Raw genomic sequence first — 23356 nt, forward strand, 5'->3', positions numbered from 1 at the left:
CGGGCGCGTGTCAGGACTCGGCCGTGAAGCCGATCTTCTTGACCAGGGGGCCCCAGCGCTCGTACTCGCTCTGGATCGACTTCTTCATTTCCTCGGGCGTCGAGCCGCTCGCGACCAGCCCGACGGCGAGGAGGCCTTCGATGATGGCCGGGTCCTTCAGTGCCGTGGTGATCGCCGCGTTGGCGGCGCTGACCACGCTGGCGGGCGTCTTCGCAGGCGCGACGAATCCGAACCATTCCTCGGCGACGATCTCGGGGAAGCCTTGCTCTGCAAACGTCGGCACATCGGGGAAGTAGGGCGGCCGCTTGTTGCCCGACGTGGCGAGCACGCGCAGCTTGCCCGCCTTCGCGAAGGGGAGATAGTCGCCGGACGTCGTCATGCTCGAAGCAATCTGGCCGCCGACCACGTCGTTGACCGCCGGCAGCGAACCGCGATAGGGGACGTGCTTGAGTTCCGTGCCGCTGTTGATGCCCAGCAGCGCGCCCAGGAAGTGCGGTGTCGAGCCCGCGCCCGGCGAACCGTAGCTGGCATCCTTGGGATTGGCCTTGGCCCACGCGATGTAGTCCTTCAGCGTCTTCACTTCCGCCGGAACCATCGGGCCGACGGCCAGGCCGTGCGTCATGACGGCGCCGATCGAGACCGGCGCGAAGTCGCTGATCGCGTAGTTGAGCTTGGTGTAAATGTGCGGATAGGTCGACAGGGCCGAGGCCTGGCAGACCGCGAGGACCGATCCATCGGCGGGCGAGCCCTTGAGCGCTTCGAGGGCGATGCGGCCGCCCGCGCCGGGTCGGTTGTCGACCACTGCCGCGTTCTTGGTGAACGCCGTGTTGCCGAGCTTGTCGCCGACACGCCGTGCGACGCTGTCGCCCGCGCTTCCGGCCGGGAAGCCGTACAGGATCTTCACCTGGTTGAGCGCTTCCGCGAGGGCGGCGAGCGGATGCAGCGCACCGAGGGCGGCAGCGGCGCCAAGGGTCTGGACGAAATGTCGTCGGGTGGTCATGTCTTGTCTCCTCAGGTCGTCATTGAATGGATGCGGGGGCTCAGCGCGGCGCCATGCGCAGTGCGCCGTCGAGCCGGATCACCTCGCCGTTGAGGTGGCCGTTGGTCACGATGTGGCAGGCCAGTTCGGCGAATTCCGAAGGCTTGCCCAGGCGTGGCGGGAAGGGGATCGACGCGGCCAGCGACTGCTGGATGGGCTCCGGCAGTTCCTTGAGCAGCGGCGTGGCGAACAGGCCCGGCGCGATGGTGCACACGCGGATGCCGTGCTGCGCGAGGTCGCGCGCCATCGGCAATGTCATGCCGACCAAGCCGCCCTTCGAAGCGCTGTAGGCCTGCTGGCCGACCTGGCCATCGAAGGCCGCCACCGACGCGGTGAACATCATCACGCCGCGCTCGCCGCCTTCGTTTGGATCGAGCTTCGCGCAGCGCGCCGCATAGAGGCGACTGATGTTGTAGGCGCCGATGAGGTTGACGTTGACCACGCGCACGAAGTCTTCCAGCGGCGCGGGGTTGCCGTCCTTGCCGACGATGCGCTTGGCGCTGCCGATGCCGGCGACGTTCATCAGGATGCGCGCGGGGCCGTGTGCGGCTTCCGCCTTGTCGAGCGCCGCCGTGACGCTGTCGGCCTGCGTGATGTCGCAGATGCAGGCGATGCCGCCGATGTCCGCGGCGACCTTTTCGGCCAGCGAGGCATTGACGTCGAGCACGGTGACCTTGGCGCCCAGCCGCGCGAGTTCTCGCGCCGTCGCTTCGCCGAGGCCGGATGCGCCGCCGGTGACGAGTGCGGCTTGTCCTTGGATGTTCATGGCTTGTGTCTCCTGGGGTGGGTTATCGGGGCTTCAGCGTGAAGGGAAGCGCGTCGGCGTGCAGAGCGTCGGCCAGCGCGGCACGGTGCTTGAGCACGGCGCGCTGGTTGATGGATCCCTTGTCCGTCACTTCGCCCTTGTCGATCGAGGGCGGCTCGGAAACGATGTGTGCGCGCGCGATGCGGTTGGCGCTGCCGGTGCTCGATGTTGCGAGCGTGTCGAGCATTTGCTGGATCTGCGCCTGCACGGGCGGGCTCTCCACCACGTCCTTCATCGCCGCATCGGGTCCGAGGCCGGCGAGCGAGCGCACGGCCTGCGTCGGGAAGATCAGCGCGCCGACTTCCTTGAGGTTGATGCCGGTCAGGACCACGTCCTGCACGTAGGGCGCGCCGGCCGCGATGATCTTCGCACGCAGCGGACCCACGCTCACGAAGGTGCCGGTTGCCAGTTTGAAGTCTTCCGCGATGCGGCCATCGAAGCGCAGGCCCCGGTGGATGTCCTTGTCGTCGATCCACTGCACCGCATCGCCGGTGCAGAGAAAGCCTTCCTCGTCGAAGGCCTCGCGCGTGGCTTCGGGTGCGCGCCAGTATCCGGGCGTGACGTTGGGGCCGCGATAGCGCACCTCGGTCTTGCCGTCGACGTCGACCAGCTTCAACGTCATGCCCGGCGTCGGAACGCCGACATCCCCGGCGCGCACGTTCGGGCTGTTGATGAACATCGCGGAGGGGCCCGATTCCGTCATGCCCAGGCCGGTCGCCATGACGATGCGCTCGCCGATCTCGGCTTCCTGGATGGAATGCAGCAGGTCCCAGATGGGCTGGGCCAGGCCGGCGCCCGAGTAGAAGAACATGCGGACGCGTGAGAGCAGCGTCTTGCGCAATTGCGCGTCGGTCTGCATCGCTTGCGCGATCGCTTCGAAGCCGGTCGGCACGTTGAAGTAGACGGTGGGCGCGATCTCGCGCAGGTTGCGCAAGGTTTCCGCCATGCCGCCCGGCGTCGGCTTGCCGTCGTCGATGTAGAGCGTGCCGCCGTGGTAGATCGTGATGCCGACGTTGTGGTTGCTGCCGAAGGTGTGATTCCACGGCAGCCAGTCGATGAGCACCGGCGGCTCCTCGGCCAGGGCGGGCAGCGACTGGGCGATCTGCACCTGGTTGGCGCACCACATGCGCTGCGTGTTGATGACCGCCTTGGGCATCTTGGTGGAGCCCGAGGTGAACAGGAACTTGGTGATCGTGTCGGGGCCGGTCGCCGCCATGGCGGCATCGACCGCAGGCGTCGCTGGCGTGGCGAGGAGGCGGTCGAACGCGGTGAGCGTGCGCCCCGCGAGATCGGGCGAGGTCGTCCCCGTATCGCCTTCGCCACCGTGGCCACGCTGCACGACCACCTCGACATCGTCCGGCACGACGGCGGCAATGGCACGGCCGAAGCGTGCGGCGTCGCTGGCGAACACGAGCCCCGGCGTCAGGGTGTCGAAGACGTGGCGCAGCTTGTCGTAGTCCTGGCTGACGGTGGAGTAGGCGGGCGATGCCGGGCAATAGGGAACGCCGGCATAGATGCAGCCGAGCGACAGCAGCGCATGCTCGAGGCTGTTTTCGCTCAGGATCATCACCGGACGCTCGGCGCTCAGGCCGCGGTCGAGCAGCGCTTGGCCGATGCGGCGTGCGCCCTGCAACGCCTCCGAGTAAGTGAGGTGCTGCCAGTCGCCCGTGCTGCCGTCCGGCAATTGCTCGCGGCGCGCCATGAAGCTCCGGTCCGGCGCGACCTGCGCCCAGTGCATCAGGCGGTCGGTGATGCGCTCGGCGTAGTCGCCCATCGGCAAGGTGGCTTGCAGGTAGCGGACGCCGGACGCGCCTTCGCGCAGGTCGACGTGACGCACGCCGAAGTCCAGGGGGCGATAGCGGGGCGCGGCGTCGGTGCGGATGGCTTGCATGGGGTCCTCGGATGTCGGAAGGGTCAGGATTTCTGAACCTTGGCGGCCTTGCCCTCGAGGAACGCGCGAACGCGTTCCTTGGCGTCGGGAGCGCTTTGTGCAATGCCGGCCATGAGCGCTTCCGTGAAGAAGCCGTGATCGGCCGGCTGTTCGGCGATGCGTGGCAGGGCATGCATCAGCGCGTAGTTGGTCAGCGGTGCGTTGGTCGCCACGCGCTTGGCGAGTTCGACCGCCTTGTCGAACGCGCTGCCTTCGGGGACCAGGTATTGCGCGAACCCGGCGCGTTCACCGTCTTCGGCGTTGTAGACGCGGCCGGTCATCATCATGTCGGTCATGCGGGCGGCGCCGATGAGCTTGGGAATGCGGACCGAACCGCCGCCGCCGACGAAGATGCCGCGGGAGCCTTCCGGCAGCGCGTAGAACGTGGTCGCATCGGCCACCCGGATGTGGCAGGCGCTGGCGAGTTCCAGGCCGCCGCCGACCACCGCGCCGTGGAGCGCGGCAATCACCGGTACCGGGCCGTACTGGACGAGGTCGAGCGCCGCGTGCCACATGCGCGAATGCTGCAGGCCCTGGCCGGCGTCGCGCTCCTGGAGTTCGGAAAGGTCCAGGCCGGCGCAGAAGTGCGGGCCCTCGCCGTCGATCACCGCGGCCCGCACCGTCGAGGGCAGGTTTTCGAAGGTGTTGCGCAGCGCGAGGATCAACGCATCCGACAACGCGTTGCGCTTGGCGCCGCGTGTGAGGCGGATGATGGCGATGTCGCCCTGGAGTTCGAGCTGGAGGTCGGTATGGGTCATGATTGCATTCCGGAGTACGATCGATTATGGTTATAGAAAATAATCAATTCAAGCCGCGCGACAGGATGCGGCATGAGGACTTACCCTAAGCCACAAACCGCCCGGAGACAAATGCCATGGACCACCAGAACCTGATCGCGATCGACACCCACACGCATGCGGAGGTGAGCTGCTGGAACCCCTTCGACAACTACGGCGAGGAATACGACCGTGCTGCCGACAAGTACTTCCGGTCCAGCCGCCGCCCGACGATCCAGGAAAGCATCGACTACTACCGCGAGCGCAAGATCGGCCTGGTGATGTTCATGGTCGATGCCGAGTCGAACATGGGCCGTCGCCGCATCCCCAACGAGGAGATCGCCGAGGCCGCGCAGAAGAACCCCGACATCATGATCGCCTTTGCAAGCATCGACCCGCACAAGGGCAAGATGGGCGCGCGCGAGGCGCGGCGGCTGATCGAGGAGCACGGCGTCAAGGGCTTCAAGTTCCACCCGACGGTGCAGGGCTTCCACCCCTACGACAAGATGGCGTGGCCCATCTACGAGGTGATCAACGAATACGGGCTTCCGGCCGTGTTCCACACCGGCCATAGCGGCATCGGCTCGGGCATGCGCTGCGGCGGCGGCCTGCGTCTCGAATACAGCAACCCGATGCACCTGGACGACGTCGCCATCGACTTCCCCGACATGCAGATCGTGATGGCGCATCCGAGCTTTCCGTGGCAGGACGAGGCGCTGAGCGTGGCGACGCACAAGCCCAATGTCTGGATCGACCTGTCGGGCTGGAGCCCCAAGTACTTTCCGAAGCAGCTCGTGCAGTACGCCAACACCTTGCTGAAGGACCGCGTGCTGTTCGCGAGCGACTACCCGCTGATCACGCCCGACCGCTGGCTCAAGGATTTCGAGGATGCGGGCTTCAAGCCCGATGTGGTGCCTGGCATCCTCAAGGGCAACGCGGTGCGCCTGCTGAAGCTCGACCAATAGGTCCGCGCCGGCGCGCTACGGCGTCTTTTCCTCCTCGACCCGATCCCATTCCAGGCGGGAGCGCAGGCGCCGCTCCTCGCGCTCGCGCGCGATCTGTTCCTGGAACTGCTGCCGGCCTTCCTTGGCGACCGCGATCAGCTTGGCGCGGTCCTTGTAGTGCGGATAGGTCTCGTACATCAGCTCGATGTTGCGACGCCGGAAGCGCATCGCCGTTTCGCGCGCCTCGTGCGCGGACCAGCCGAGCCCTTCGAGCACCGAGCGGCCGCTGCGCAGCGAGGATTCAAACACCTCGCGCTCGATGAACTCGACCTTGCGATCGAGCAACTGGAAAAGGTGCGCCACGTTGCGTGCGCGCGCGACGATCCTGGCGTTCGGGAAGTGCACGCGCGCCAGGTCCACGATCTCGAGCGATTGCTCCATGTCGTCGACCGCGATCACCAGCACCTTGGCAGTCCCGGCGCCGGCGGTGCGCAGGAGGTCGAGCCGCGTCGCATCGCCATAGAAGACCCGGAAGCCGAACTCGCGCAGGCTCTCGATGGTGTCCGGATCGTGGTCCAGAACGGTGATCTTGAGGCCCTGCGCGCTCAGCATGCGACCGATGATCTGCCCGTAGCGCCCGAAGCCGCAGATGACGACCTTGGCATCCTGCTGTTCGGAGATTTCTTCCATGGTCGTGGGCTCGTCTGCGCTGTAGCGCGGGAGGACCCACTTGTCGATGGCGACCAGCAGCAATGGCGAGATCAGCATCGACAACGCGACTGCCCCGATCAGGAAGGACGCGACGCCGTGCGGCAGCACATTCGGCCCGGCAGCCTGGAACACGACGAACGCGAACTCGCCGCCCTGCGCCAGGAGCAGCGTGAACACCGGTCGCTGCTGGTAGGGAATCCCCATCGCCTTCGCCAGGGCGTAGATCACGATGAACTTGAAGACCATGAAGCCGATGACGACCATCGCCATCAACAGGGGCTGGGCAAGCAGCACGCCGAAATCGATGCTCATCCCGACGGCGATGAAGAAGAGCCCGAGCAGCAGGCCCTTGAAGGGTTCGATGTCGGTCTCGAGTTCGCGCCGGTATTCGCTCTCGGCCAGCAGCACTCCGGCAAGAAAGGCCCCCAGCGCCATCGACAGCCCGATGAACTGCATCAGCGCGGCAATGGCGACGACCAGCAAGAGGGCGGCAGCGGTGAATATCTCGGGCGTGTTGCTGCGTGCGATCCAGCGGAATACGGGGCGAAGGGCAAGTCGCCCGCCGAGCACGATGCCACCGATGACAGCGACGATCTTCAGGCCCTCGAACGCACGCGCGGCGCCGCTCATCTCGGCGCCCGCGTCGCCGCCGATTGCCAGCAGCGGCAGCAGCGCCAGGATCGGAATCGCCGCCACGTCCTGGAACAGCAGGATCGAGAAGCCGGCCTGGCCGGTGGATGTGAGGAGCAGGTTGCGTTCGCCGAGCACCTGCAGCGCGATCGCCGTCGACGACAGCGCCAGTCCCAGCGCGGCGACCAACGCGACGCGCCAGTCCGCACCCGCCACCCAGCCGACCAGAAACAGCACCGCGGCACAGGCCAGCACCTGCGCGGAACCCCAGCCGAAGATCGGCTGGCGCAGGCTCCACAGTCGCTTGGGTTCCAGTTCGAGGCCGACCAGGAACAGCATGAGCACCACGCCGAACTCGGCGAAGTGCAGGATGTCCTCGACGTTGGTGACCAGCCCGAGCCCCCACGGCCCGATGGCAATGCCGGCAGCGAGATACCCGATGATCGAGCCGAGCCCGAGCGCCTTCGACAGCGGCACCACCAGCACCGCCGCGCCGAGATAGATCAGGGAATTGACGAGCCAGGCCGGCGCGTGTGACATGGTCAGGCCTCCTCGTGGGTGAGCGGCCTGTCCACCTTGGGGACTTCGCAACTGACGCAGGTGTCCAGGTCTTCGAGTTCGGGCCAGTTCGGGTAGGTGGAGAGCCGGTCCTTGAAGACGTCGACGTGCGCCGTGACTTCGCTGGCAGGGGCGCTGCGCGCACCATGGAACAGCAGTGGCGGGAGAAAGCGCATGCCGCAGAGCGCGGCCGTTTGCTCGTAGGGCGGAAGGAAAGCGTCGAAGAAATACCGGTTGTAGCCCTGCGGGTGGTAGCTCGCCTCGGGCCCGCCGGTGGTGGCGGCCAGCCAGAAATCCTTGCCCTCCAGGGCGCTTCCCCCGGTGCCGTAGGCCCATCCATAACCGAGCACCTCGTCGATCCAGAGCTTCTGCAGCGCCGGCATCGAGTACCACTGGATCGGGTGCAGCAGGACGAGCAGGTCGGCGCGGGCCAGGCGCTTCTGCTCTGCCTCGACGTCGATCGCGTAGTCGGGATACGTGTCGTAGAGGTCGTTCACGTCGACGCGGGACACCGCCTGTGCCGCTTTCAGCAACTGGGCGTTGACGCGCGAGTCCCGCCAGTGCGGATGCGCGGCGACGAGGTAGATCCGAGGGGCGCTTTCCGTGCTTGTTGTTGTCGGCATGCTGCGAACATAGCGCACTCCGCGCGCGGCTACCATGGCGGCTGTTTTCAGCCTCGAGGAGCCTCACATGCCGGTGGTCCTGGTCGCCAACCCCAAGGGCGGAGTCGGAAAATCCACGCTTGCAACCAACATCGCGGGCTATTTCGCGAGCCGCGGTCATGCGGTGATGCTGGGCGACGTCGACCGCCAGCAGTCGTCGCGGTTGTGGCTCAACCTGCGAACGCCCCAGGCGCGCGCGATCCGGACCTGGGATGCCTCCGAGGACGGCAACGTCGTGCGGCCGCCGCGCGGAACGACCCACGCGGTCATCGACACGCCGGCCGGCCTGCACGGCTCGCGCTTCAAGGACGTGGTCGCGCTGGCCGACAAGGTGCTCGTGCCCTTGCAGCCCAGCATCTTCGACATCTATGCGACGCGCGATTTCCTCGACAAGCTGCTGTCGCACCGCCATGCCGACAAGACGCAGGTGGCCCTTGTCGGCATGCGCGTCGACGCCCGCACGCTGGCAGCCGACCGCCTGCGCGAATTCGTCTCCGGCCTCGACGTGCCGGTACTGGGGGAGCTTCGGGACACGCAGAACTACGTTCAGCTCGCCGCCCGGGGGCTCACGCTGTTCGACATCGCGCCCGGCCGCGTGCAGCGCGATCTGGAGCAATGGGAGCCGATCCGCCAGTGGCTCGACGCCTAGGTTTTCCCCTAGGCCGCATGTCGCGGCGTCGACAGGTGCCGTGACGGCGCGTCGATAAAGTGAATCGCATGAAAAAGACCTTCCAGACCCTCCAGGATCTGGCCGCATGCGTCGGCCAGGAAGTCGCGGTGAGCGACTGGATCACCATCACGCAGGAGCAGGTCAACCAGTTCGCCGAGGCGACCGGCGATCACCAGTGGATTCACGTGGATGTCGAAAAGGCGAAGGCCGGCCCTTTCGGCGCGCCGATCGCCCATGGCTTCCTGACCTTGTCGCTGTTGCCGCGGATCTACGAAACGGCCATGAGCGTCGTCGAGTCGCGCATGGGGGTGAACTACGGGTTGAACCGGGTCCGGTTCATGGCGCCGGTGCCGGTCGGTGGGCGTGTGCGTGGGCGCATGAAGCTGCTGACCTCGGAGACGATTCCCAACGAAGGCTTCCAGATGACCTGGGAGACCACGATCGAACTCGAAGGTTCGCCCAAGCCGGCCTGTGTCGCCGAATCGGTCGTCCGCAGGTTCAGGTAGCTCGCCCCCAGGCTTCGCGCACTTCGTGTCGCTCCGCCTACCCCCTGCCGGGGGCACCACCGGTGGACCGGCGGAGCCGGATCCTCGGTGGTTTGCGAAGGGCTGCTGTCTGTCGTTAGCGGAAGGCGTTTTGGCGCCAGGCTTCGAAGACGGTGACGGCTACGGCGTTCGAGAGGTTGAGACTGCGTTGGCCTTCGCGCATGGGCAGCCGGAGGCGTTGGGGTGGATCGAAGCTTTCCCGAAGTTCGGGCGCCAAGCCTCTCGTTTCCGAGCCGAAGACGAGCCAGTCGCCGGCTTTGAAGGTGACGTCGTGGACGGCCCGTGTGCCGCGTGTGGTGAGCGCGAACATCCGGTCGGGCGGTGGGTGCTGGGTGGCGAGCAGGGTGGGCCAGTCGGGGTGGCGCAGGACTTGGGCGTATTCGTGATAGTCCAAGCCCGCCCGGCGCAGGAGGCGGTCGTCCATCGAGAAGCCGAGGGGCTCGACCAGATGCAGGGTGCAGCCCGTGTTGGCGGCCAGCCGGATGACGTTGCCGGTGTTGGGCGGGATCTCGGGTTCGACGAGGACGATGTGAAACATGGCGCCGATTGTCGACCTGTCGACGACCTCAGGCGGGTGCCTCGGTACGCGCGAGCACGATCGCCGTGACGTGCGCTGCGCCGCCGGCGCGCAGGACGTCGGCCACAGTGAAAAGGGAAGCGCCGCTCGTCATCACGTCGTCGACCAGCACGATGCGACGCTGGCGGACGTCCGCGACGCGCAGCGGCTCGAGGGCAAATGCTCCCCGAAGGTTGCGCAGCCGTTCGGCGCGGGTGAGTCCGCTTTGCGCCGTGGTTTCCCGGATTCTCAGCAGCAGGGTGGCATCGATTTTCCCGGGCGCCAGTCGTCTTGCGAGTTCGTGCGCCTGGTTGAAGCCCCGTTCGCGCAGCCGGGCCGACGACAGGGGCATTGGCAGGACGAGGTCCGCCTGCTCGATCGCAGGCTCGACCCAGGGCGCGCTGCGCAGCAGGGTCGCGAGAGGCCCGGCCCGGCCTGCGTCACCGCGGAACTTGAACTCGGCGATGCATTCCGGCCATGGCCAGACGTAGGCGCATGCCGCGAGGCAGGCATCGAGCGGCGGCGGATTCCGCACGCACTCGCCGCAGCGCGAGACGCCGTCGGGTATCTGCAACGCGCAGGTCTTGCAGCGCGACGTCGGCGGTGCAAAGCGCGCCACGCAGGCGTCGCACACCGGCTGCGCGGGCCAGGCCCGGCAGACGACGCACTGGCTCGGCAGGCGGTTGAGGAGGCCGGTGAAAGGCCGTTCGATCCAGCGGCTGAACATCCCTCAATATACTGAGCGGCCCATGTCCACCGCGCCTTCACACCGCCCGCCGACCATCGACGCAACGGCGGCTGCGCGCTGGGGGCGCCTTGCGCCGGAATCGGCTTCCCCCTGGCTGCACGAGGAAATCGGCCGCCGGATGGAGGACCGGTTGCAATGGATCAAGGCCAAGCCGCGCCATTGGGCCGATTGGTCGCCGCTGCGGGGCGGCCTGGAAGCCCACGCGCTGGTCGCGCGGCGCTACCGCGATGCCGCCTCGTTCGTGATCGAGACGGAGGCCGCCTTGGTCCCCCCGACCGGCAAGGCGCTCGCGGCGCCATGGTGGTCGGCCCGGCGATGGCAGGGCCCGCAGCCGAGCTTCGACGCGCCGCCAGAAGACGGCGTTGACCTGCTCTGGGCCAATATGGCACTCCACATGGCCGCCGACCCGGAGGCGCTGATCGGGCAGTGGCACCGGCGGGTCGCGACCGATGGCTTCCTGATGTTCTCGTGCTTCGGCCCCGACACCCTGATGGAACTCCGGGCGCTGTACCGGCGCCTCGGCTGGACGCCGGCCAGCCACGAGTTCACCGACATGCACGACTGGGGCGACATGCTGGTCCATGCCGGCTTCGCGGAGCCGGTGATGGACATGGAACGCATCGTGCTCACCTGGGCCGATGCCGACGCCGCCCTTGCCGAGTTGCGCAGCCTCGGTCGCAACCTCCATCCCGGTCGATTTCCGGCGCTGCGCGGCAGGGGTTGGGGCCGCGCGCTCGCCAAGGCGCTTCCCGAGCTTGCGCCGGCCGAGGAGGGCGGCGGCCGCATCGGGCTGACCTTCGAGGTGATCTATGGCCATGCCTTCAAGCCGACCCCGCGGGTGGCCCTTTCCGCCGAAAGCGCCGTGTCCCTGCGCGAGATGCGATCAATGCTTCAGCGGGGCCGCCCGGGCGCATGAGTCGGTGTTGCATGACCCGCTACAATCCGGCGCTGCGTGAACTCCCGGGTATTGTCCCGTGATCGAGGCCTGTCGGACATGGGTTTGACAGCGATCGACGCACCGATTTGCTGAACTCGCCCGTGTCGAATTCCGTGTTTCGTTTTGCCACCGTTTCAGGCCAGAGCATCCATTGGTTCCTGAAGCGCAACTGCTCGGTCACGCCGAGCCAGCTTGGCTGGCTCTACGCGTCGCTCTGCGTCGTTTCTCTTGGCATCGGAACCGTCTTCTGGCTGAACGGCGCACGACTCGTGCTGCCGTTTGCCTGGCTCGAACTCGCCGGGGTGGGGTTCGCATTCGTGCTCTATGCACGGCATGCGACCGACGGCGAAAAGATCGCCCTGCAGGGTGGGCGATTGGTGGTCGAGCTCGAGAACGGCGGGCACTATGAACGCACGGAATTCTTGCCGCACCAGGTGCGGGTCGAGCCACAGGACAGCGATCGCTCGCTGATCGAGGTCTCGGGTCAGGGTCGTTCGGTCAGGGTGGGGCGCTATGTGCGCCCGGAGTTGCGCGCGGCGCTGGCGCGCGAGATTCGCATGGCATTGCGCAGTGCCTGAGGGGGCAGGCGCAATGTGTCACCGTGGGGACCGGTGGGTTAACAGGAAAATGAAGAAGTGAACACGATGAAGAGCAATTGGCGCAACAAGATCTGGCCGGCGAATCTGCTGCTGGCTGCCGGCGCGGCGTTCAGCGGCGCGGCACACGCAGTCAATGACCTGCCCGGCGGGCCGTCCGTGCGTCAGTTGAATCTTCCCATCGGTGTCACCAAGATCTCGCAGGAGCAGCATTTCCTGCACACCGTGATGCTCGTGCTGTGCACGGTGATCTTCGTCGCGGTGTTCGCCGTCATGTTCTATTCGATCTGGAAGCACCGCAAGTCGGTCGGCCACAAGGCGGCCAACTTCCACGAATCGGTGGTGGTCGAGGTCATCTGGACCATCGTGCCTTTCATCATCGTCATCCTGATGGCCCTCCCGGCCACCCGGGTGCTGGTGGCCCAGAAGGACACCACCAACTCCGACCTGACGATCAAGACCACCGGCTACCAGTGGAAGTGGGGCTACGACTACCTGAAGGGCGAAGGCGAGGGCCTTTCCTTCATCTCTACGCTCGACAGCTCCCACCGCGCGATGTCCGATGCCGGCGCCCACGGCAACGTGCCCGACGACTACCTGCTCAAGGTCGACAACCCGCTGGTCGTGCCGGTCGACACCAAGGTCCGGATCATCACCACGGCCAACGACGTGATCCACGCCTTTGCCGTGCCGCAACTCGGCGTCAAGCAGGACGCGATCCCCGGCTTCGTCCGCGACACCTGGTTCCGCGCCGAAAAGGTGGGCGACTACTACGGCCAGTGCCAGGAGCTCTGCGGCAAGGAACACGCCTTCATGCCGATCCACGTGAAGGTGGTCTCCAAGGCCGACTACACCGCCTGGGTGGATGGCAAGCGCAAGGAGGCGGCCGCCAAGCAGGACGATCCGAACAAGGTCTGGACGCTGCCGGAAATCCTGGCGCGCGGCGAGAAGGTCTACGCGGCCAACTGCGCGGCCTGCCACCAGGCCAACGGCAAGGGCGCGGGCCCGATCAAGCCGCTCGACGGCTCGGCGACCGTGCTCAACGCAGACCACAAGCTGCAGCTCCACGTGGTGCTCAATGGCCAGAACAACGGCGCCATGCCTTCCTGGAAGCAACTGAGCGACACCGACATCGCCGCCGTGGTGACCTTCACCAAGAACAGCTGGTCGAACAAGACGGGCCAACTGGTGCAGCCGGCCGAGGTGCTGGCGGAGCGCGGCAAGTAAGCCGGCGCGCCCCACGACGAAGAGTTTGCAAGGAATATCAAGATGAGCGCAGTCCTCGACCCCCACGGCACCGCACACGGCCACGGCGACCATGCCCACGACGACCACCATCACGCGCCGACCGGCTGGCGTCGCTGGGTGTTCGCGACCAACCACAAGGACATCGGTACGCTGTACTTGCTGTTCTCCTTCACCATGCTGATGGTTGGCGGCGTTCTGGCGCTGCTGATCCGCGCCGAGCTGTTCCAGCCCGGACTCCAACTGGTCAACCCCGAACTGTTCAACCAGTTCACGACCATGCACGGCCTGATCATGGTGTTTGGCGCGATCATGCCGGCCTTCGTGGGCTTCGCGAACTGGATGATCCCGATGCAGATCGGCGCATCCGACATGGCCTTCGCGCGCATGAACAACTTCAGCTTCTGGCTGCTGATCCCGGCGGCGCTGATGCTGGTGGGTTCGTTCTTCATGCCCGGCGGCGCGCCCGCCGCGGGCTGGACGCTCTACGCGCCGCTCACGCTGCAGATGGGCCCCTCGATGGACGCCGGCATCTTCGCGATGCACATCATGGGCGCGTCGTCGATCATGGGCTCGATCAACATCATCGTCACCATCCTCAACATGCGCGCCCCCGGCATGACGCTGATGAAGATGCCGATGTTCTGCTGGACCTGGCTCATCACCGCCTACCTGCTGATCGCCGTGATGCCGGTGCTCGCAGGCGCCATCACGATGACGCTGACCGACCGCCATTTCGGCACCAGCTTCTTCAACCCGGCCGGCGGCGGCGACCCGGTGATGTACCAACACATCTTCTGGTTCTTCGGCCACCCCGAGGTCTACATCATGATCTTGCCGGCCTTCGGCATCATCAGCCAGATCGTCCCGGCCTTCGCGCGCAAGAAGCTCTTCGGCTACGCCTCGATGGTGTATGCGACCTCGTCGATCGCGATCCTGTCCTTCATCGTGTGGGCGCACCACATGTTCACGACCGGCATGCCGCTCACTGGCCAGCTGTTCTTCATGTACGCGACGATGCTGATCGCCGTGCCGACGGCCGTGAAGATCTTCAACTGGATCGCGACCATGTGGCAGGGCTCGATGACCTTCGAGACGCCGATGCTGTTCGCCGTGGGCTTCATCTTCGTGTTCACCATGGGCGGCTTCACCGGCCTGATCCTGGCGGTCGCGCCGATCGACACGCAGCTGCAGGACACCTACTACGTGGTGGCCCACTTCCACTATGTGCTCGTGGCGGGTTCGCTGTACGCCATGTTCGCCGGGTACTACTACTGGTCGCCGAAATGGACCGGCGTGATGTACAACGAGACGCGCGGCAAGGTGCACTTCTGGTGGTCGCTGATCGCCTTCAACGTGACCTTCTTCCCGATGCACTTCCTGGGCCTGGCCGGCATGCCGCGTCGCTATGCCGACTACCCGATGCAGTTCGCGGACTTCAACGCCATTGCCACGGTGGGCGCCTTCGCCTTCGGTCTCGCACAGGTCTACTTCTTCTTCTTCATCGTTCTCCCCACCATGATGGGCAAGGGCGAAAAGGCCTCGCAGAAGCCGTGGGAAGCCGCGGAAGGGCTCGAATGGGAAGTGCCTTCGCCGGCGCCGTTCCACACTTTCGAGACGCCGCCGAAGCTGGATGCCACCGCCACCAAGGTGATCGGCTGAAGCGCATCACGCCATGACACCCGAACAGAAAAGGAACAATCGGCGCATGGGGCTCACGCTGGCCTCCATCGCGCTGCTGTTCTTCATTGGCTTCATCATTCGCATGGTCTGGTTCGGGCGATAGGCACACCATGGGCATCGGTCAACGCATCCGTCGCGAGAACGTCCGCATGGTCGGCAAGCTGGCCGTCGTTGCGGCCGGGATGTTCGGCTTCGGCTATGCCCTGGTGCCGATGTACCGCGCGATCTGCGAGATGACCGGCATCAACATCCTCGCCCTGTCGGAACTCGAGGTGCCCGGTGGCGCGTCGGGCGGCAAGAACGTCCGGCTGCCCGACAACACGCAGGTGGACATGAGCCGCACGATCACCGTCGAGTTCGACGCGAACGTGCGCGGGCTCTGGGACTTCAAGCCCGAGCAGCGGTCGATGCAGGTGCATCCAGGCCAGCTCAACACGGTGATGTACGAGTTCCAGAACGTGCAGAACCGCCGGATGGCCGCGCAGGCGATCCCGAGCTACGCGCCGCAGCAGGCCGCGCCGTACTTCAACAAGCTCGAATGCTTCTGCTTCAACCAGTACACCCTGGACCCGGGCGAGAAGAAGCAGTGGCCGGTCGCGTTCGTGATCGATCCGAAGATCTCGAAGGACGTCAAGACGATCACGCTGTCCTACACCTTCTTCGAGGTGGGCGGCAAGACGCCCCCGGCACCGGTGGCTGCCAATTCGGCCGTAGTGCCGGCTGCGACGGAGCCGCGCTCGTGAACGCGCGCGAAGCACCGAACAAGGGATCGCTCTGGCGGACGGTGAGGGCCGTCGGCTGGTCGTTTTTCGGCGTGCGCAAGAACAGCGCCTTTCAGGACGATGTCTCCAAGCTCAACCCGCTGCACATCATTGCGGTCGCGTTCGTGGCGGTGGTCATCTTCGTCGTCGGCCTGATCCTGCTCGTGCGCTGGGTCGTCGCGCCCTGAAGAACGTTGCATAGAATTTGAATCGAGAAGAAAACCAGGACCTGATATGAGTTCAACGACCCACGGCACAACGCCTTACTACTTCGTGCCCGGGCCATCGGCCTACCCGGTCATGGCGGCGACCGGCCTGCTTTTCGTCATCTTCGGAGCGGCCCAGTGGATCAACGGCCATCAGTGGGGCGCCTGGTCGCTGCTGCTGGGCATGGTGGTTTGGCTCGGCACGCTGTTCGTCTGGTTCCGCCAGTCGATCGGCGAAAGCGAAAGCGGCCAGTACGGACACAAGGTCGACCTCTCGTTCCGCTGGAGCATGAGCTGGTTCATCTTCTCGGAAGTCATGTTCTTCGGCGCGTTCTTCACCGCGCTGTGGTGGGCACGCACCCATGCGCTTCCGGCGCTGGGGAGCCTCGACAACGCGATCCTCTGGCCCGATTTCAAGGCCGTGTGGCCGACGGTGGCTGCCGGGGTGACCGGTTCGCCGGCCGACATCGTCGAGCCTTTCCAGACGGTCGGACCGTTCTGGCTGCCGACGATCAACACCGCGCTGCTGCTAAGCTCCGGCGTCACCCTCACGATCGCGCACCACGCGCTGCGTGCAGGCCATCGTGCGCAGACCGTGCGCTTCATGTGGCTCACCGTGCTGCTCGGCCTGACCTTCCTGTTCGTGCAGGGCTACGAGTACCACCACCTGTACACCGAGCTGAACCTCAAGCTCAGCTCCGGCACCTACGGCTCGACCTTCTTCATGCTGACCGGTTTTCACGGCCTGCACGTGTTCATCGGCATGCTGATGCTGTTCTTCATCACGCTGCGGATTCGCAAGGGCCACTTCACGCCGGAGCGTCATTTCGGCTTCGAAGGTGCGGCCTGGTACTGGCACTTCGTCGACGTGGTGTGGCTTGGCCTCTACTTCACGGTCTATTGGCTTTGACCCTCAGCGACGGCAAAACAAAAAAGCGCCGCAAGGCGCTTTTTTCATCGATCTCGTGGAACGAGCACCACCTACTTGCCGACCGGCAGGCCCCCTGGCTGGATGTAGCCGAGCTTCCACGCCACCAGAACGCACAGGAACAAAATCACCGAGAGGCCAATCCGAACAGTGAGCGCGCGCACCATGCCGCCACTTTTGGCGCGGCCGTTGCGCCCGTCCTTCAGCATGAAGAACAGCGCAAACCCGAGACTCGCCAGGATGCCCAGGAAGGCGAGGGCGACAAAGTATTTCATGACCCACATTATCGGCCGCCAGGGCCGCAACTTGGTTTGAACGCCGACGCCATGGCCGTTTCGCGGGGCTCGCGCGGCGGGCGCTTCTGGCTCGTCACCGCGGTGGCCTTGATCACTGTCGCGGCGACCATTTCGCTTGGCCGCTGGCAACTCTCGCGGGCGGCGCAGAAGGAGGCCATCCAGGCCGAGATCGACGCGCAGAAGAACCTGCCGCCGCTCGACCAGAAGGCTTTCCTGGCGCTGGACAAGCCCGAAGCCACCCTGCATCGACCGGTGCGTCTCCGCGGGCTCTGGCTGAAGCCGCATACGGTCTATCTCGACAACCGGCAGATGCACGGAGTGCCGGGCTTCTATGTGCTGACCCCCTTCGCCCTCGAAGGCACCAACCAGACCGTGCTGATCCAGCGCGGCTGGATCCAGCGGAATTTCACCGAGCGGACGCAACTGCAGCCTGTCGAGACGCCTTCCGGCCTCGTCGAAGTGACCGGGCGGATCGCCCCGCCACCCGCGCACCTGCTGGAATTGGGCAAGGCGGATGCCGCAGCGTCAACGCCGGCGCCCGCGGGGTCTTCGCTCATCCGGCAGAATCTCGACCTTGAAGCGTTTCGCGCCGAGACTGGTCTGCCACTGCGGACCGAAGTCTCCTTGCAGCAGACCGGTCCGGCCTCGGAGGGCCTGCAGCGAGACTGGCCGGCTCCCGCGCTGGGTGTCGAAAAGCACTACGGCTATGCATTCCAGTGGTTCGGGCTGTCGGCCCTCGTCCTCATCCTCTATGTCTGGTTCCAACTCATCGCCCCCTACCGCCGCGCACGCGCTGCACGCCGTGGCTGACGAGCCGCTCGGGCTGACCGTGCACTCGATGCCGTCGCCGCGCCAGGCGATGGCGGGGTCCGAAGGCCGGCGGACGGTGACGGGCCGCTGGAAAATGATCATCGTGCTGCTGTGTTGCGCCGCACCGGTGATCGCCTCCTACTTCACCTACTACGTGATCCGCCCCGAGGGCCGCAGCGTCTACGGGGAACTCATCGATCCGCAGCGTCCGGTGCCGAACATCACCGGGGCGCTGCGCGACGGCAAGCCCATCCAGCTCTCGTCCCTCAAGGGGCAGTGGCTGCTGGTCACCGTGGGAAACGCGGGTTGCGACACCCTCTGCGAGCAACAGCTCTATCTGCAGCGCCAGCTTCGTGAAAGCCTGGGGCGCGAAAAGGACCGGATCGACCGCGTCTGGATCGTCAGCGATGCCGCGTCGGTGCCGGAGCGCCTCGACAACGGCCTTCGCGGCGCCACGGTGGTGCGGGTGCCGGCAGCGCAGATCGAGCAGTGGCTGGCGCCGAGCGCGGGACATGCATTGGCCGAACACCTCTTCGTGGTCGACCCCATGGGCAACTGGATGATGCGTTTCCCTGCCCGCATGGACACCGCCGGCGCAAGTCGCGCCAAGCGCGATCTCGATCGCCTGCTGCGCGCGTCCGCCTCCTGGGACGAGCCGGGCCGCTGACATCGCCATGGATACGACATCGCTCTACGACCTCACGCCGATCGCCTGGCTGATGGCGGTCGGCGTGCTGATTGCCCTGGGGCCGCTGCTCTGGGTCTGGCGGCGCAATGCCGGCAGCGGCGCGGCGCGTCGGCTGCATGCACTGACGGTGCTCACGCTTTTCCTGACCTTCGACCTGACCTTGTTCGGCGCCTTCACGCGCCTGACCGATTCGGGGCTCGGCTGTCCCGACTGGCCTGGCTGCTACGGCAACGCCAGCCCGCTCGGCGCGCGCCACGACATCGCGATGGCCCAGGCCGCGCAGCCGACCGGCCCAGTCACGCACAGCAAGGCGTGGGTCGAAATGGTTCATCGCTACCTGGCGACCGGCGTGGGTGTCCTCATCCTCGCACTGGCCATTGCGACGTTGATCGCACGGCGTCGCCAGCGCACTGCCGATCACGTGGGCGAGAAGCCTCTCAGCGCGTGGTGGCCTGCCGCCACGCTGGTGTGGGTTTGCCTGCAAGGCGCGTTCGGTGCCATGACGGTGACCTGGAGGCTGTACCCCGCGATCGTCACCCTGCATCTGATGGGTGCCGTCGTGCTGCTGGCGCTGCTGTGCATCCAGGCCGTGCGGTATCAGCAAGCGGCGGCACAACGCGTCGCCGCGGCCGTGCCTTCCGCGCTGCGTGCCCTCCTGCTGGCGACGACAGCGCTTCTCGCGCTGCAGATTGCGCTCGGCGGCTGGGTCAGCACCAACTATGCGGTGCTGGCCTGCACGCAATTCCCGACCTGCCAGGGCAGCTGGTGGCCTCCCATGAACTTCTCGCAGGGCTTTGAGATCTGGCGGCAACTCGGCGAGACGGCGGGCGGTGCGCCCATCGATTTCGCGGCGCTGACCGCCATCCACTACGCGCATCGGCTGATGGCGTATGTCGTATTCGTCGCCATCGGCGCGCTGGCCTGGCGCCTGCGCGGCGTCGCGGCCCTGCGCGCGCAGGCACGATGGCTCGGCAGCCTCGCATTGCTCCAGCTTGCGACCGGACTGGGCAACGTCCTCCTGGGTTGGCCGCTCGCGGCGGCGGTGCTGCACACCGGCGGCGCCGCAGCGCTTGCCGTGGTCCTTGTCTGGACGATCTGCGAAAGCCGGCGTGAGCGCGTTCCGGCGATCGCCGCCACCGCCGTGCGCAACAACCGGATGGAGGCCGCATGAGCGCACCCGCTTCCGTCCACAACCCGACGACCGCCAGCGTCCTGCGCCAGTTCTACGCGCTGACCAAGCCGCGGGTGGTCCAACTGATCGTCTTCTGCGCTTTGATCGGCATGGTGCTGGCGGTGCCCGGCGTGCCGACGCTGGCCGACCTGCAGCAGGGCGCGCTGGCCTGCGTCGGCATCTGGCTGGTCGCGGGTGCGGCCGCGGCGTTCAACTGCCTGGTCGAAAAGGGCATCGACGCCAAGATGAAGCGGACCGCCTGGCGCCCGACGGCCCGCGGGCAACTGAGCGACCGGCAGGCGCTGATCTTCTCGGCGGCGCTCTGCGCGGTCGGTTCGGCGGTGCTGTGGTTCGCGGTGAACCCGCTGACCATGTGGCTGACCTTCGCCACCTTTGTCGGCTACGCGGTGGTCTACACCGTGATCCTGAAGCCGCTCACGCCCCAGAACATCGTCATCGGCGGTGCGTCCGGCGCGATGCCCCCGGTGCTGGGCTGGGCGGCGATGACGGGCGACGTCGGCCCCGAGGCGCTGATTCTTTTCCTCATCATCTTCCTATGGACGCCGCCGCATTTCTGGGCGCTGGCGCTCTATCGGGTCGAGGACTACCGCAAGGCGGGTCTTCCGATGTTGCCGGTGACGCACGGCAATGAATTCACGCGGCTGCAGGTGTTGCTCTACACCTTCATCCTGTTCGCCGCCTGCCTGATGCCCTTCATCTACGGCATGAGCGGCTGGCTCTATCTTGTCGTCGCCATCGGCGTGAGCATCGGCTTCACCGGCTATGCCTTCGCGCTGTGGAGAAACTATTCCGACGCCCTGGCGCGCAAGACTTTCCGTTTTTCACTGATCCACCTGAGCGTGCTGTTCGCGGCCCTGCTGGTCGATCACTACCTCCGATGAAGCAATTGATGAACAAGCGGCAAGCGCTCCGGCGAATGGTGAAGGTCGCGGCCTGGGCTGGCGTTGCAGCCGCTGCGGGCGTGAATCTCGCGGGCTGCTCCGAGTCCAAGCCGAGCTTCAATGCGGTCGACATCACGGGGGCGGACTACGCCAGGGACTTCTCGCTGACCGATGCAGACGGTCGCGTGCGCACGATGGCCGACTTCAAGGGCAAGGCCGTCGTGCTGTTCTTCGGCTATGCGCAGTGCCCCGACGTCTGCCCGACGACCATGTCCGAAATGGCGCAGGTCAAGCAGCAACTGGGCGCGGACGCCGACAAGTTGCAGGTCCTGTTCGTCACCGTCGACCCGGCGCGCGACACGCCGGAAGTGATGAAGGCCTACATGGGGGCGTTCGACCCGTCGTTCGTCGCGCTGATCCCCACGTCCGACCAACTCGCGGCGCTGGCGAAGGACTTCAAGGTCTATTACAAGAAGGTCGACGGCAAGACGCCCACAAGCTATTCGATGGACCACTCCGCGGCCAGCTTTGTCTACGACCCGCAGGGTCGCGTGCGGCTCTATGCGCGCTACGGCGGCGGGGTGCCGGCGATGGTGTCGGACATCAAGGCGCTGCTGAAGTCCTGAGCCGGGTGCCGTGGGCAGCGTCGACCACCTGAGACAGCGCAAGGGCGCATTCCGCATGGCGCTCATTCCTCCGGAAGTGCTGAATGCGCTGAACGACGGGTTGCTCGACACCGTGAATCTCAACGAGTTCCTCGCGCTCGAATTGCCGCGTCTTGCGCGCAGCGTGGCCTCGCATATCGGGCTCGACCCGGACAGCGAGCGACTGATCGATACCTTCGCGATGCTCACGGCGTTCAAGCCAATGCAACGCCACGGCCACATCGCCCGTGCCCTCTACGACCTGACCGCGCAGCATCCCGAACGCGACGCCGTGGCCCATCGCCTGGCCACCCATCCCAGCGACGTCGCGCGCTGCTGGGCGACGCACTGGATCGCCATGTCGGGCCTTGCCCTGCCCGCGCAACTTGCCGCGGTCCGCCGATTTGCCGCGGATCCGCATTTCGGCGTGCGTGAGATGGCCTGGATGGCCGTGCGGGACGCGACGATGCGCTCGCTCGACGACGCGTTGGCGCTTCTCGGCCCGTGGGTGCTGGATCCGGATCCGAACATCCGCCGCTTTGCCAGTGAACTCACGCGCCCGCGGGGCGTGTGGTGCGCGCAGATCGAGCAACTGAAGGCCGAGCCGTGGCGGGCCGTGGGATTGTTGGAACCCTTGCGTGCGGACCCCAGCCGGTATGTCCAGAACTCGGTGGCCAACTGGCTCAACGATGCGAGCCGGACCCAGCCAGTCTGGGTCGAAGCGACGTGCGATCGCTGGCTGGCGGAGAGCAGCGCCCCCGAGACACGCTACATCGTGCGGCGGGCACTGCGAACGCTGTCGAAGCAGACGGCGGAGGCGCCCTGAAAACAAAAAGCCCGGCACGAGGCCGGGCTGTTCGGGTGCGGAGGCGACTCAAGCGTATTCGGCCAGTGCCTTTTTCATCTTCTTCATTGCCGCCACTTCGATCTGGCGGATGCGTTCGGCGCTCACACCGTAGACCGCAGCCAGGTCGTGAAGCGTCATGCCGCCCGAGCCATCGTCATTGACCTTGAGCCAACGCTCTTCGACGATGCGACGGCTGCGATCGTCCAACGCCTCCAGGGCGGTCGAGATGCCGTCCGTCGAGAGACGATCGCGCTGCTGCGATTCGAGTTGCGCGGTCGGCTCTTGGGTGGCGTCCGCCAAGTAGGCGATGGGCCCGAAGCCTTCGTCGCCGTCGTCGGACGGGCTGGGGTCGAGCAGCACGTCGCCGCCGGAGAGGCGTGTTTCCATCTCCAGCACTTCTTCGGGCTTCACGTTCAGCCGGGTCGCCATCTGCGATACCTCGTCCGGGCTCAGTGTGTCGCGGTGCGTGCCGCCGTCGGCTGCGGCCGAATCGGCCTTGAAGCCCTGCTTCATCGAGCGCAGGTTGAAGAAGAGCTTGCGCTGGGCCTTGGTCGTCGCGACCTTGACCATCCGCCAGTTCTTGAGGATGTACTCGTGGATCTCGGCCTTGATCCAGTGCATGGCGTAGCTCACCAGCCGCACGCCCTGGTCGGGGTCGAAACGTTTCACGGCCTTCATCAGGCCGACATTGCCCTCCTGGATGAGGTCGCCATGCGGGAGCCCGTAGCCCAGGTATTGGCGGGAGATGGATACGACGAGCCGCAGGTGCGAGAGGATCAGCGCACTGGCGGCTTCAAGGTCATTGTTGTCGCGCAACTTGCGCGCGAAACCCTGCTCTTCCTCGAGCGTCAGCAGTGGCAACCGGTTGGCTGCCGAGATGTAGGCGTCCAGGTTACCCAGCGGGGGGACCATCGACCAGGGATTGGCGACGGCCAACTGGTTGGCAGAGGCTCCAGACAGTGTTGTCATTCGGGAAACTCCTTCGTTCTTGGCCATATTAGCACTCGGTTAGAGCGAGTGCTAAGGTAAGGGTTCCCACCTATTTCTATCGGGTTGATAGGCGCAGTA

Annotated in this window: 27 protein-coding genes; 17 read left to right on the plus strand and 10 right to left on the minus strand. The window is 66.0% G+C overall.

Annotation, left to right across the window (positions count from 1 at the left end):
- Positions 1-10: 10 nt before the first annotated feature.
- The 4 genes from ACSFBL_RS12520 to ACSFBL_RS12535 are packed head-to-tail and all read right to left on the minus strand — an operon-like array spanning position 11 to position 4532.
- Positions 11-1000: a Bug family tripartite tricarboxylate transporter substrate binding protein gene (locus ACSFBL_RS12520; protein ID WP_435516108.1), complete on the minus strand. Its 990-nt coding sequence runs from the start codon at positions 998-1000 to the stop codon at positions 11-13.
- A gap of 40 nt (positions 1001-1040) precedes the next feature.
- On the minus strand, positions 1041-1805 hold the full coding sequence (locus ACSFBL_RS12525) for an SDR family NAD(P)-dependent oxidoreductase (protein WP_435516109.1): 765 nt from the start codon (positions 1803-1805) through the stop codon (positions 1041-1043).
- Positions 1806-1827: 22 nt separating this feature from the next.
- Complete coding sequence (locus tag ACSFBL_RS12530; RefSeq protein ID WP_435516110.1) at positions 1828-3735, minus strand: feruloyl-CoA synthase; 1908 nt, start codon at positions 3733-3735, stop codon at positions 1828-1830.
- A 23-nt stretch (positions 3736-3758) separates the two neighbouring features.
- Positions 3759-4532: a crotonase/enoyl-CoA hydratase family protein gene (locus ACSFBL_RS12535; RefSeq protein WP_435516111.1), complete on the minus strand. Its 774-nt coding sequence runs from the start codon at positions 4530-4532 to the stop codon at positions 3759-3761.
- Between the two features lie 116 nt (positions 4533-4648).
- Here ACSFBL_RS12535 and ACSFBL_RS12540 point away from each other — a divergent pair, with 116 nt between their 5' ends.
- On the plus strand, positions 4649-5515 hold the full coding sequence (locus tag ACSFBL_RS12540; RefSeq protein WP_435516112.1) for an amidohydrolase family protein: 867 nt from the start codon (positions 4649-4651) through the stop codon (positions 5513-5515).
- A 15-nt stretch (positions 5516-5530) separates the two neighbouring features.
- Here ACSFBL_RS12540 and kefC read toward each other — a convergent pair whose 3' ends face one another.
- The gene (gene kefC, locus ACSFBL_RS12545) at positions 5531-7375 is read right to left on the minus strand and encodes a glutathione-regulated potassium-efflux system protein KefC (RefSeq protein WP_435516113.1); all 1845 of its coding nucleotides are present in this window, start codon (positions 7373-7375) and stop codon (positions 5531-5533) included.
- Positions 7376-7377: 2 nt separating this feature from the next.
- Positions 7378-8016: a glutathione-regulated potassium-efflux system oxidoreductase KefF gene (gene kefF, locus ACSFBL_RS12550; protein ID WP_435516114.1), complete on the minus strand. Its 639-nt coding sequence runs from the start codon at positions 8014-8016 to the stop codon at positions 7378-7380.
- A 67-nt stretch (positions 8017-8083) separates the two neighbouring features.
- On the opposite strand from kefF, the gene ACSFBL_RS12555 reads away from it, so the two are divergent.
- Complete coding sequence (locus ACSFBL_RS12555; RefSeq protein WP_435516115.1) at positions 8084-8704, plus strand: nucleotide-binding protein; 621 nt, start codon at positions 8084-8086, stop codon at positions 8702-8704.
- A 68-nt stretch (positions 8705-8772) separates the two neighbouring features.
- Positions 8773-9231, plus strand: a complete 459-nt coding sequence (locus ACSFBL_RS12560) for a MaoC family dehydratase (protein ID WP_435516116.1) — start codon at positions 8773-8775, stop codon at positions 9229-9231.
- Positions 9232-9346: 115 nt separating this feature from the next.
- Here the strand turns inward: ACSFBL_RS12560 and ACSFBL_RS12565 are convergent, their stop codons facing one another.
- Both ACSFBL_RS12565 and ACSFBL_RS12570 read right to left on the minus strand, forming a co-directional pair.
- Positions 9347-9808 carry a tRNA (cytidine(34)-2'-O)-methyltransferase gene (locus ACSFBL_RS12565; protein ID WP_435516117.1) on the minus strand — a complete coding sequence of 154 codons (462 nt, stop codon included), beginning with the start codon at positions 9806-9808 and terminating at the stop codon, positions 9347-9349.
- Positions 9809-9836: 28 nt separating this feature from the next.
- A complete protein-coding gene (locus ACSFBL_RS12570) occupies positions 9837-10553 on the minus strand; it encodes a ComF family protein (protein ID WP_435516118.1) in 717 nt (238 codons plus the stop codon).
- A gap of 22 nt (positions 10554-10575) precedes the next feature.
- Here ACSFBL_RS12570 and ACSFBL_RS12575 point away from each other — a divergent pair, with 22 nt between their 5' ends.
- The 8 genes from ACSFBL_RS12575 (at position 10576) to ACSFBL_RS12610 (ending at position 16912) form a co-directional block, all read left to right on the plus strand.
- Positions 10576-11490 carry a methyltransferase domain-containing protein gene (locus tag ACSFBL_RS12575; protein WP_435516119.1) on the plus strand — a complete coding sequence of 305 codons (915 nt, stop codon included), beginning with the start codon at positions 10576-10578 and terminating at the stop codon, positions 11488-11490.
- Between the two features lie 122 nt (positions 11491-11612).
- On the plus strand, positions 11613-12089 hold the full coding sequence (locus tag ACSFBL_RS12580; RefSeq protein WP_028249432.1) for a DUF2244 domain-containing protein: 477 nt from the start codon (positions 11613-11615) through the stop codon (positions 12087-12089).
- A 66-nt stretch (positions 12090-12155) separates the two neighbouring features.
- Entirely contained in the window at positions 12156-13334 is a 1179-nt protein-coding gene (coxB, locus tag ACSFBL_RS12585; RefSeq protein ID WP_435516120.1) for a cytochrome c oxidase subunit II, read from the plus strand.
- Between the two features lie 42 nt (positions 13335-13376).
- The gene (gene ctaD, locus ACSFBL_RS12590; RefSeq protein WP_435516121.1) at positions 13377-15014 is read left to right on the plus strand and encodes a cytochrome c oxidase subunit I; all 1638 of its coding nucleotides are present in this window, start codon (positions 13377-13379) and stop codon (positions 15012-15014) included.
- Positions 15015-15027: 13 nt separating this feature from the next.
- On the plus strand, positions 15028-15138 hold the full coding sequence (locus ACSFBL_RS12595) for a cytochrome oxidase small assembly protein (protein WP_435516122.1): 111 nt from the start codon (positions 15028-15030) through the stop codon (positions 15136-15138).
- A gap of 7 nt (positions 15139-15145) precedes the next feature.
- Positions 15146-15778, plus strand: a complete 633-nt coding sequence (locus tag ACSFBL_RS12600; RefSeq protein ID WP_435516123.1) for a cytochrome c oxidase assembly protein — start codon at positions 15146-15148, stop codon at positions 15776-15778.
- Positions 15775-15984: a DUF2970 domain-containing protein gene (locus ACSFBL_RS12605; RefSeq protein ID WP_435516124.1), complete on the plus strand. Its 210-nt coding sequence runs from the start codon at positions 15775-15777 to the stop codon at positions 15982-15984. The genes ACSFBL_RS12600 and ACSFBL_RS12605 overlap by 4 nt, the downstream gene beginning before the upstream one ends.
- Positions 15985-16030: 46 nt before the next feature.
- Positions 16031-16912, plus strand: a complete 882-nt coding sequence (locus tag ACSFBL_RS12610) for a cytochrome c oxidase subunit 3 (RefSeq protein ID WP_435516125.1) — start codon at positions 16031-16033, stop codon at positions 16910-16912.
- A 71-nt stretch (positions 16913-16983) separates the two neighbouring features.
- Here the strand turns inward: ACSFBL_RS12610 and ACSFBL_RS12615 are convergent, their stop codons facing one another.
- Entirely contained in the window at positions 16984-17214 is a 231-nt protein-coding gene (locus ACSFBL_RS12615; RefSeq protein ID WP_435516126.1) for a twin transmembrane helix small protein, read from the minus strand.
- Between the two features lie 42 nt (positions 17215-17256).
- Here ACSFBL_RS12615 and ACSFBL_RS12620 point away from each other — a divergent pair, with 42 nt between their 5' ends.
- From ACSFBL_RS12620 to ACSFBL_RS12645, 6 genes are read left to right on the plus strand one after another with little or no spacing between them, the layout of a single operon-like run.
- Positions 17257-18036, plus strand: a complete 780-nt coding sequence (locus tag ACSFBL_RS12620) for an SURF1 family protein (protein ID WP_435516127.1) — start codon at positions 17257-17259, stop codon at positions 18034-18036.
- On the plus strand, positions 17978-18703 hold the full coding sequence (locus ACSFBL_RS12625; RefSeq protein WP_435516128.1) for an SCO family protein: 726 nt from the start codon (positions 17978-17980) through the stop codon (positions 18701-18703). The genes ACSFBL_RS12620 and ACSFBL_RS12625 overlap by 59 nt, the downstream gene beginning before the upstream one ends.
- A 7-nt stretch (positions 18704-18710) precedes the next feature.
- On the plus strand, positions 18711-19895 hold the full coding sequence (locus ACSFBL_RS12630; protein WP_435516129.1) for a COX15/CtaA family protein: 1185 nt from the start codon (positions 18711-18713) through the stop codon (positions 19893-19895).
- Complete coding sequence (gene cyoE / locus ACSFBL_RS12635; protein ID WP_435516130.1) at positions 19892-20797, plus strand: heme o synthase; 906 nt, start codon at positions 19892-19894, stop codon at positions 20795-20797. Before ACSFBL_RS12630 ends, cyoE begins: the two co-directional genes overlap by 4 nt.
- 8 nt (positions 20798-20805) lie before the next feature.
- Positions 20806-21423 (plus strand): SCO family protein, encoded by a 618-nt coding sequence (locus tag ACSFBL_RS12640; RefSeq protein WP_435516131.1) that lies wholly within the window; start codon positions 20806-20808, stop codon positions 21421-21423.
- 10 nt (positions 21424-21433) lie between these two features.
- Complete coding sequence (locus tag ACSFBL_RS12645; RefSeq protein WP_435516132.1) at positions 21434-22267, plus strand: DNA alkylation repair protein; 834 nt, start codon at positions 21434-21436, stop codon at positions 22265-22267.
- A gap of 48 nt (positions 22268-22315) precedes the next feature.
- On the opposite strand, the gene rpoH is transcribed toward ACSFBL_RS12645, so the two are convergent.
- Entirely contained in the window at positions 22316-23257 is a 942-nt protein-coding gene (gene rpoH / locus ACSFBL_RS12650; RefSeq protein ID WP_435516133.1) for an RNA polymerase sigma factor RpoH, read from the minus strand.
- Between the last annotated feature and the right edge of the window lie 99 nt (positions 23258-23356).

The organism is Variovorax glacialis, from assembly GCF_051216375.1.
In the GTDB taxonomy this organism is placed as follows: Bacteria; Pseudomonadota; Gammaproteobacteria; order Burkholderiales; family Burkholderiaceae_C; genus Variovorax.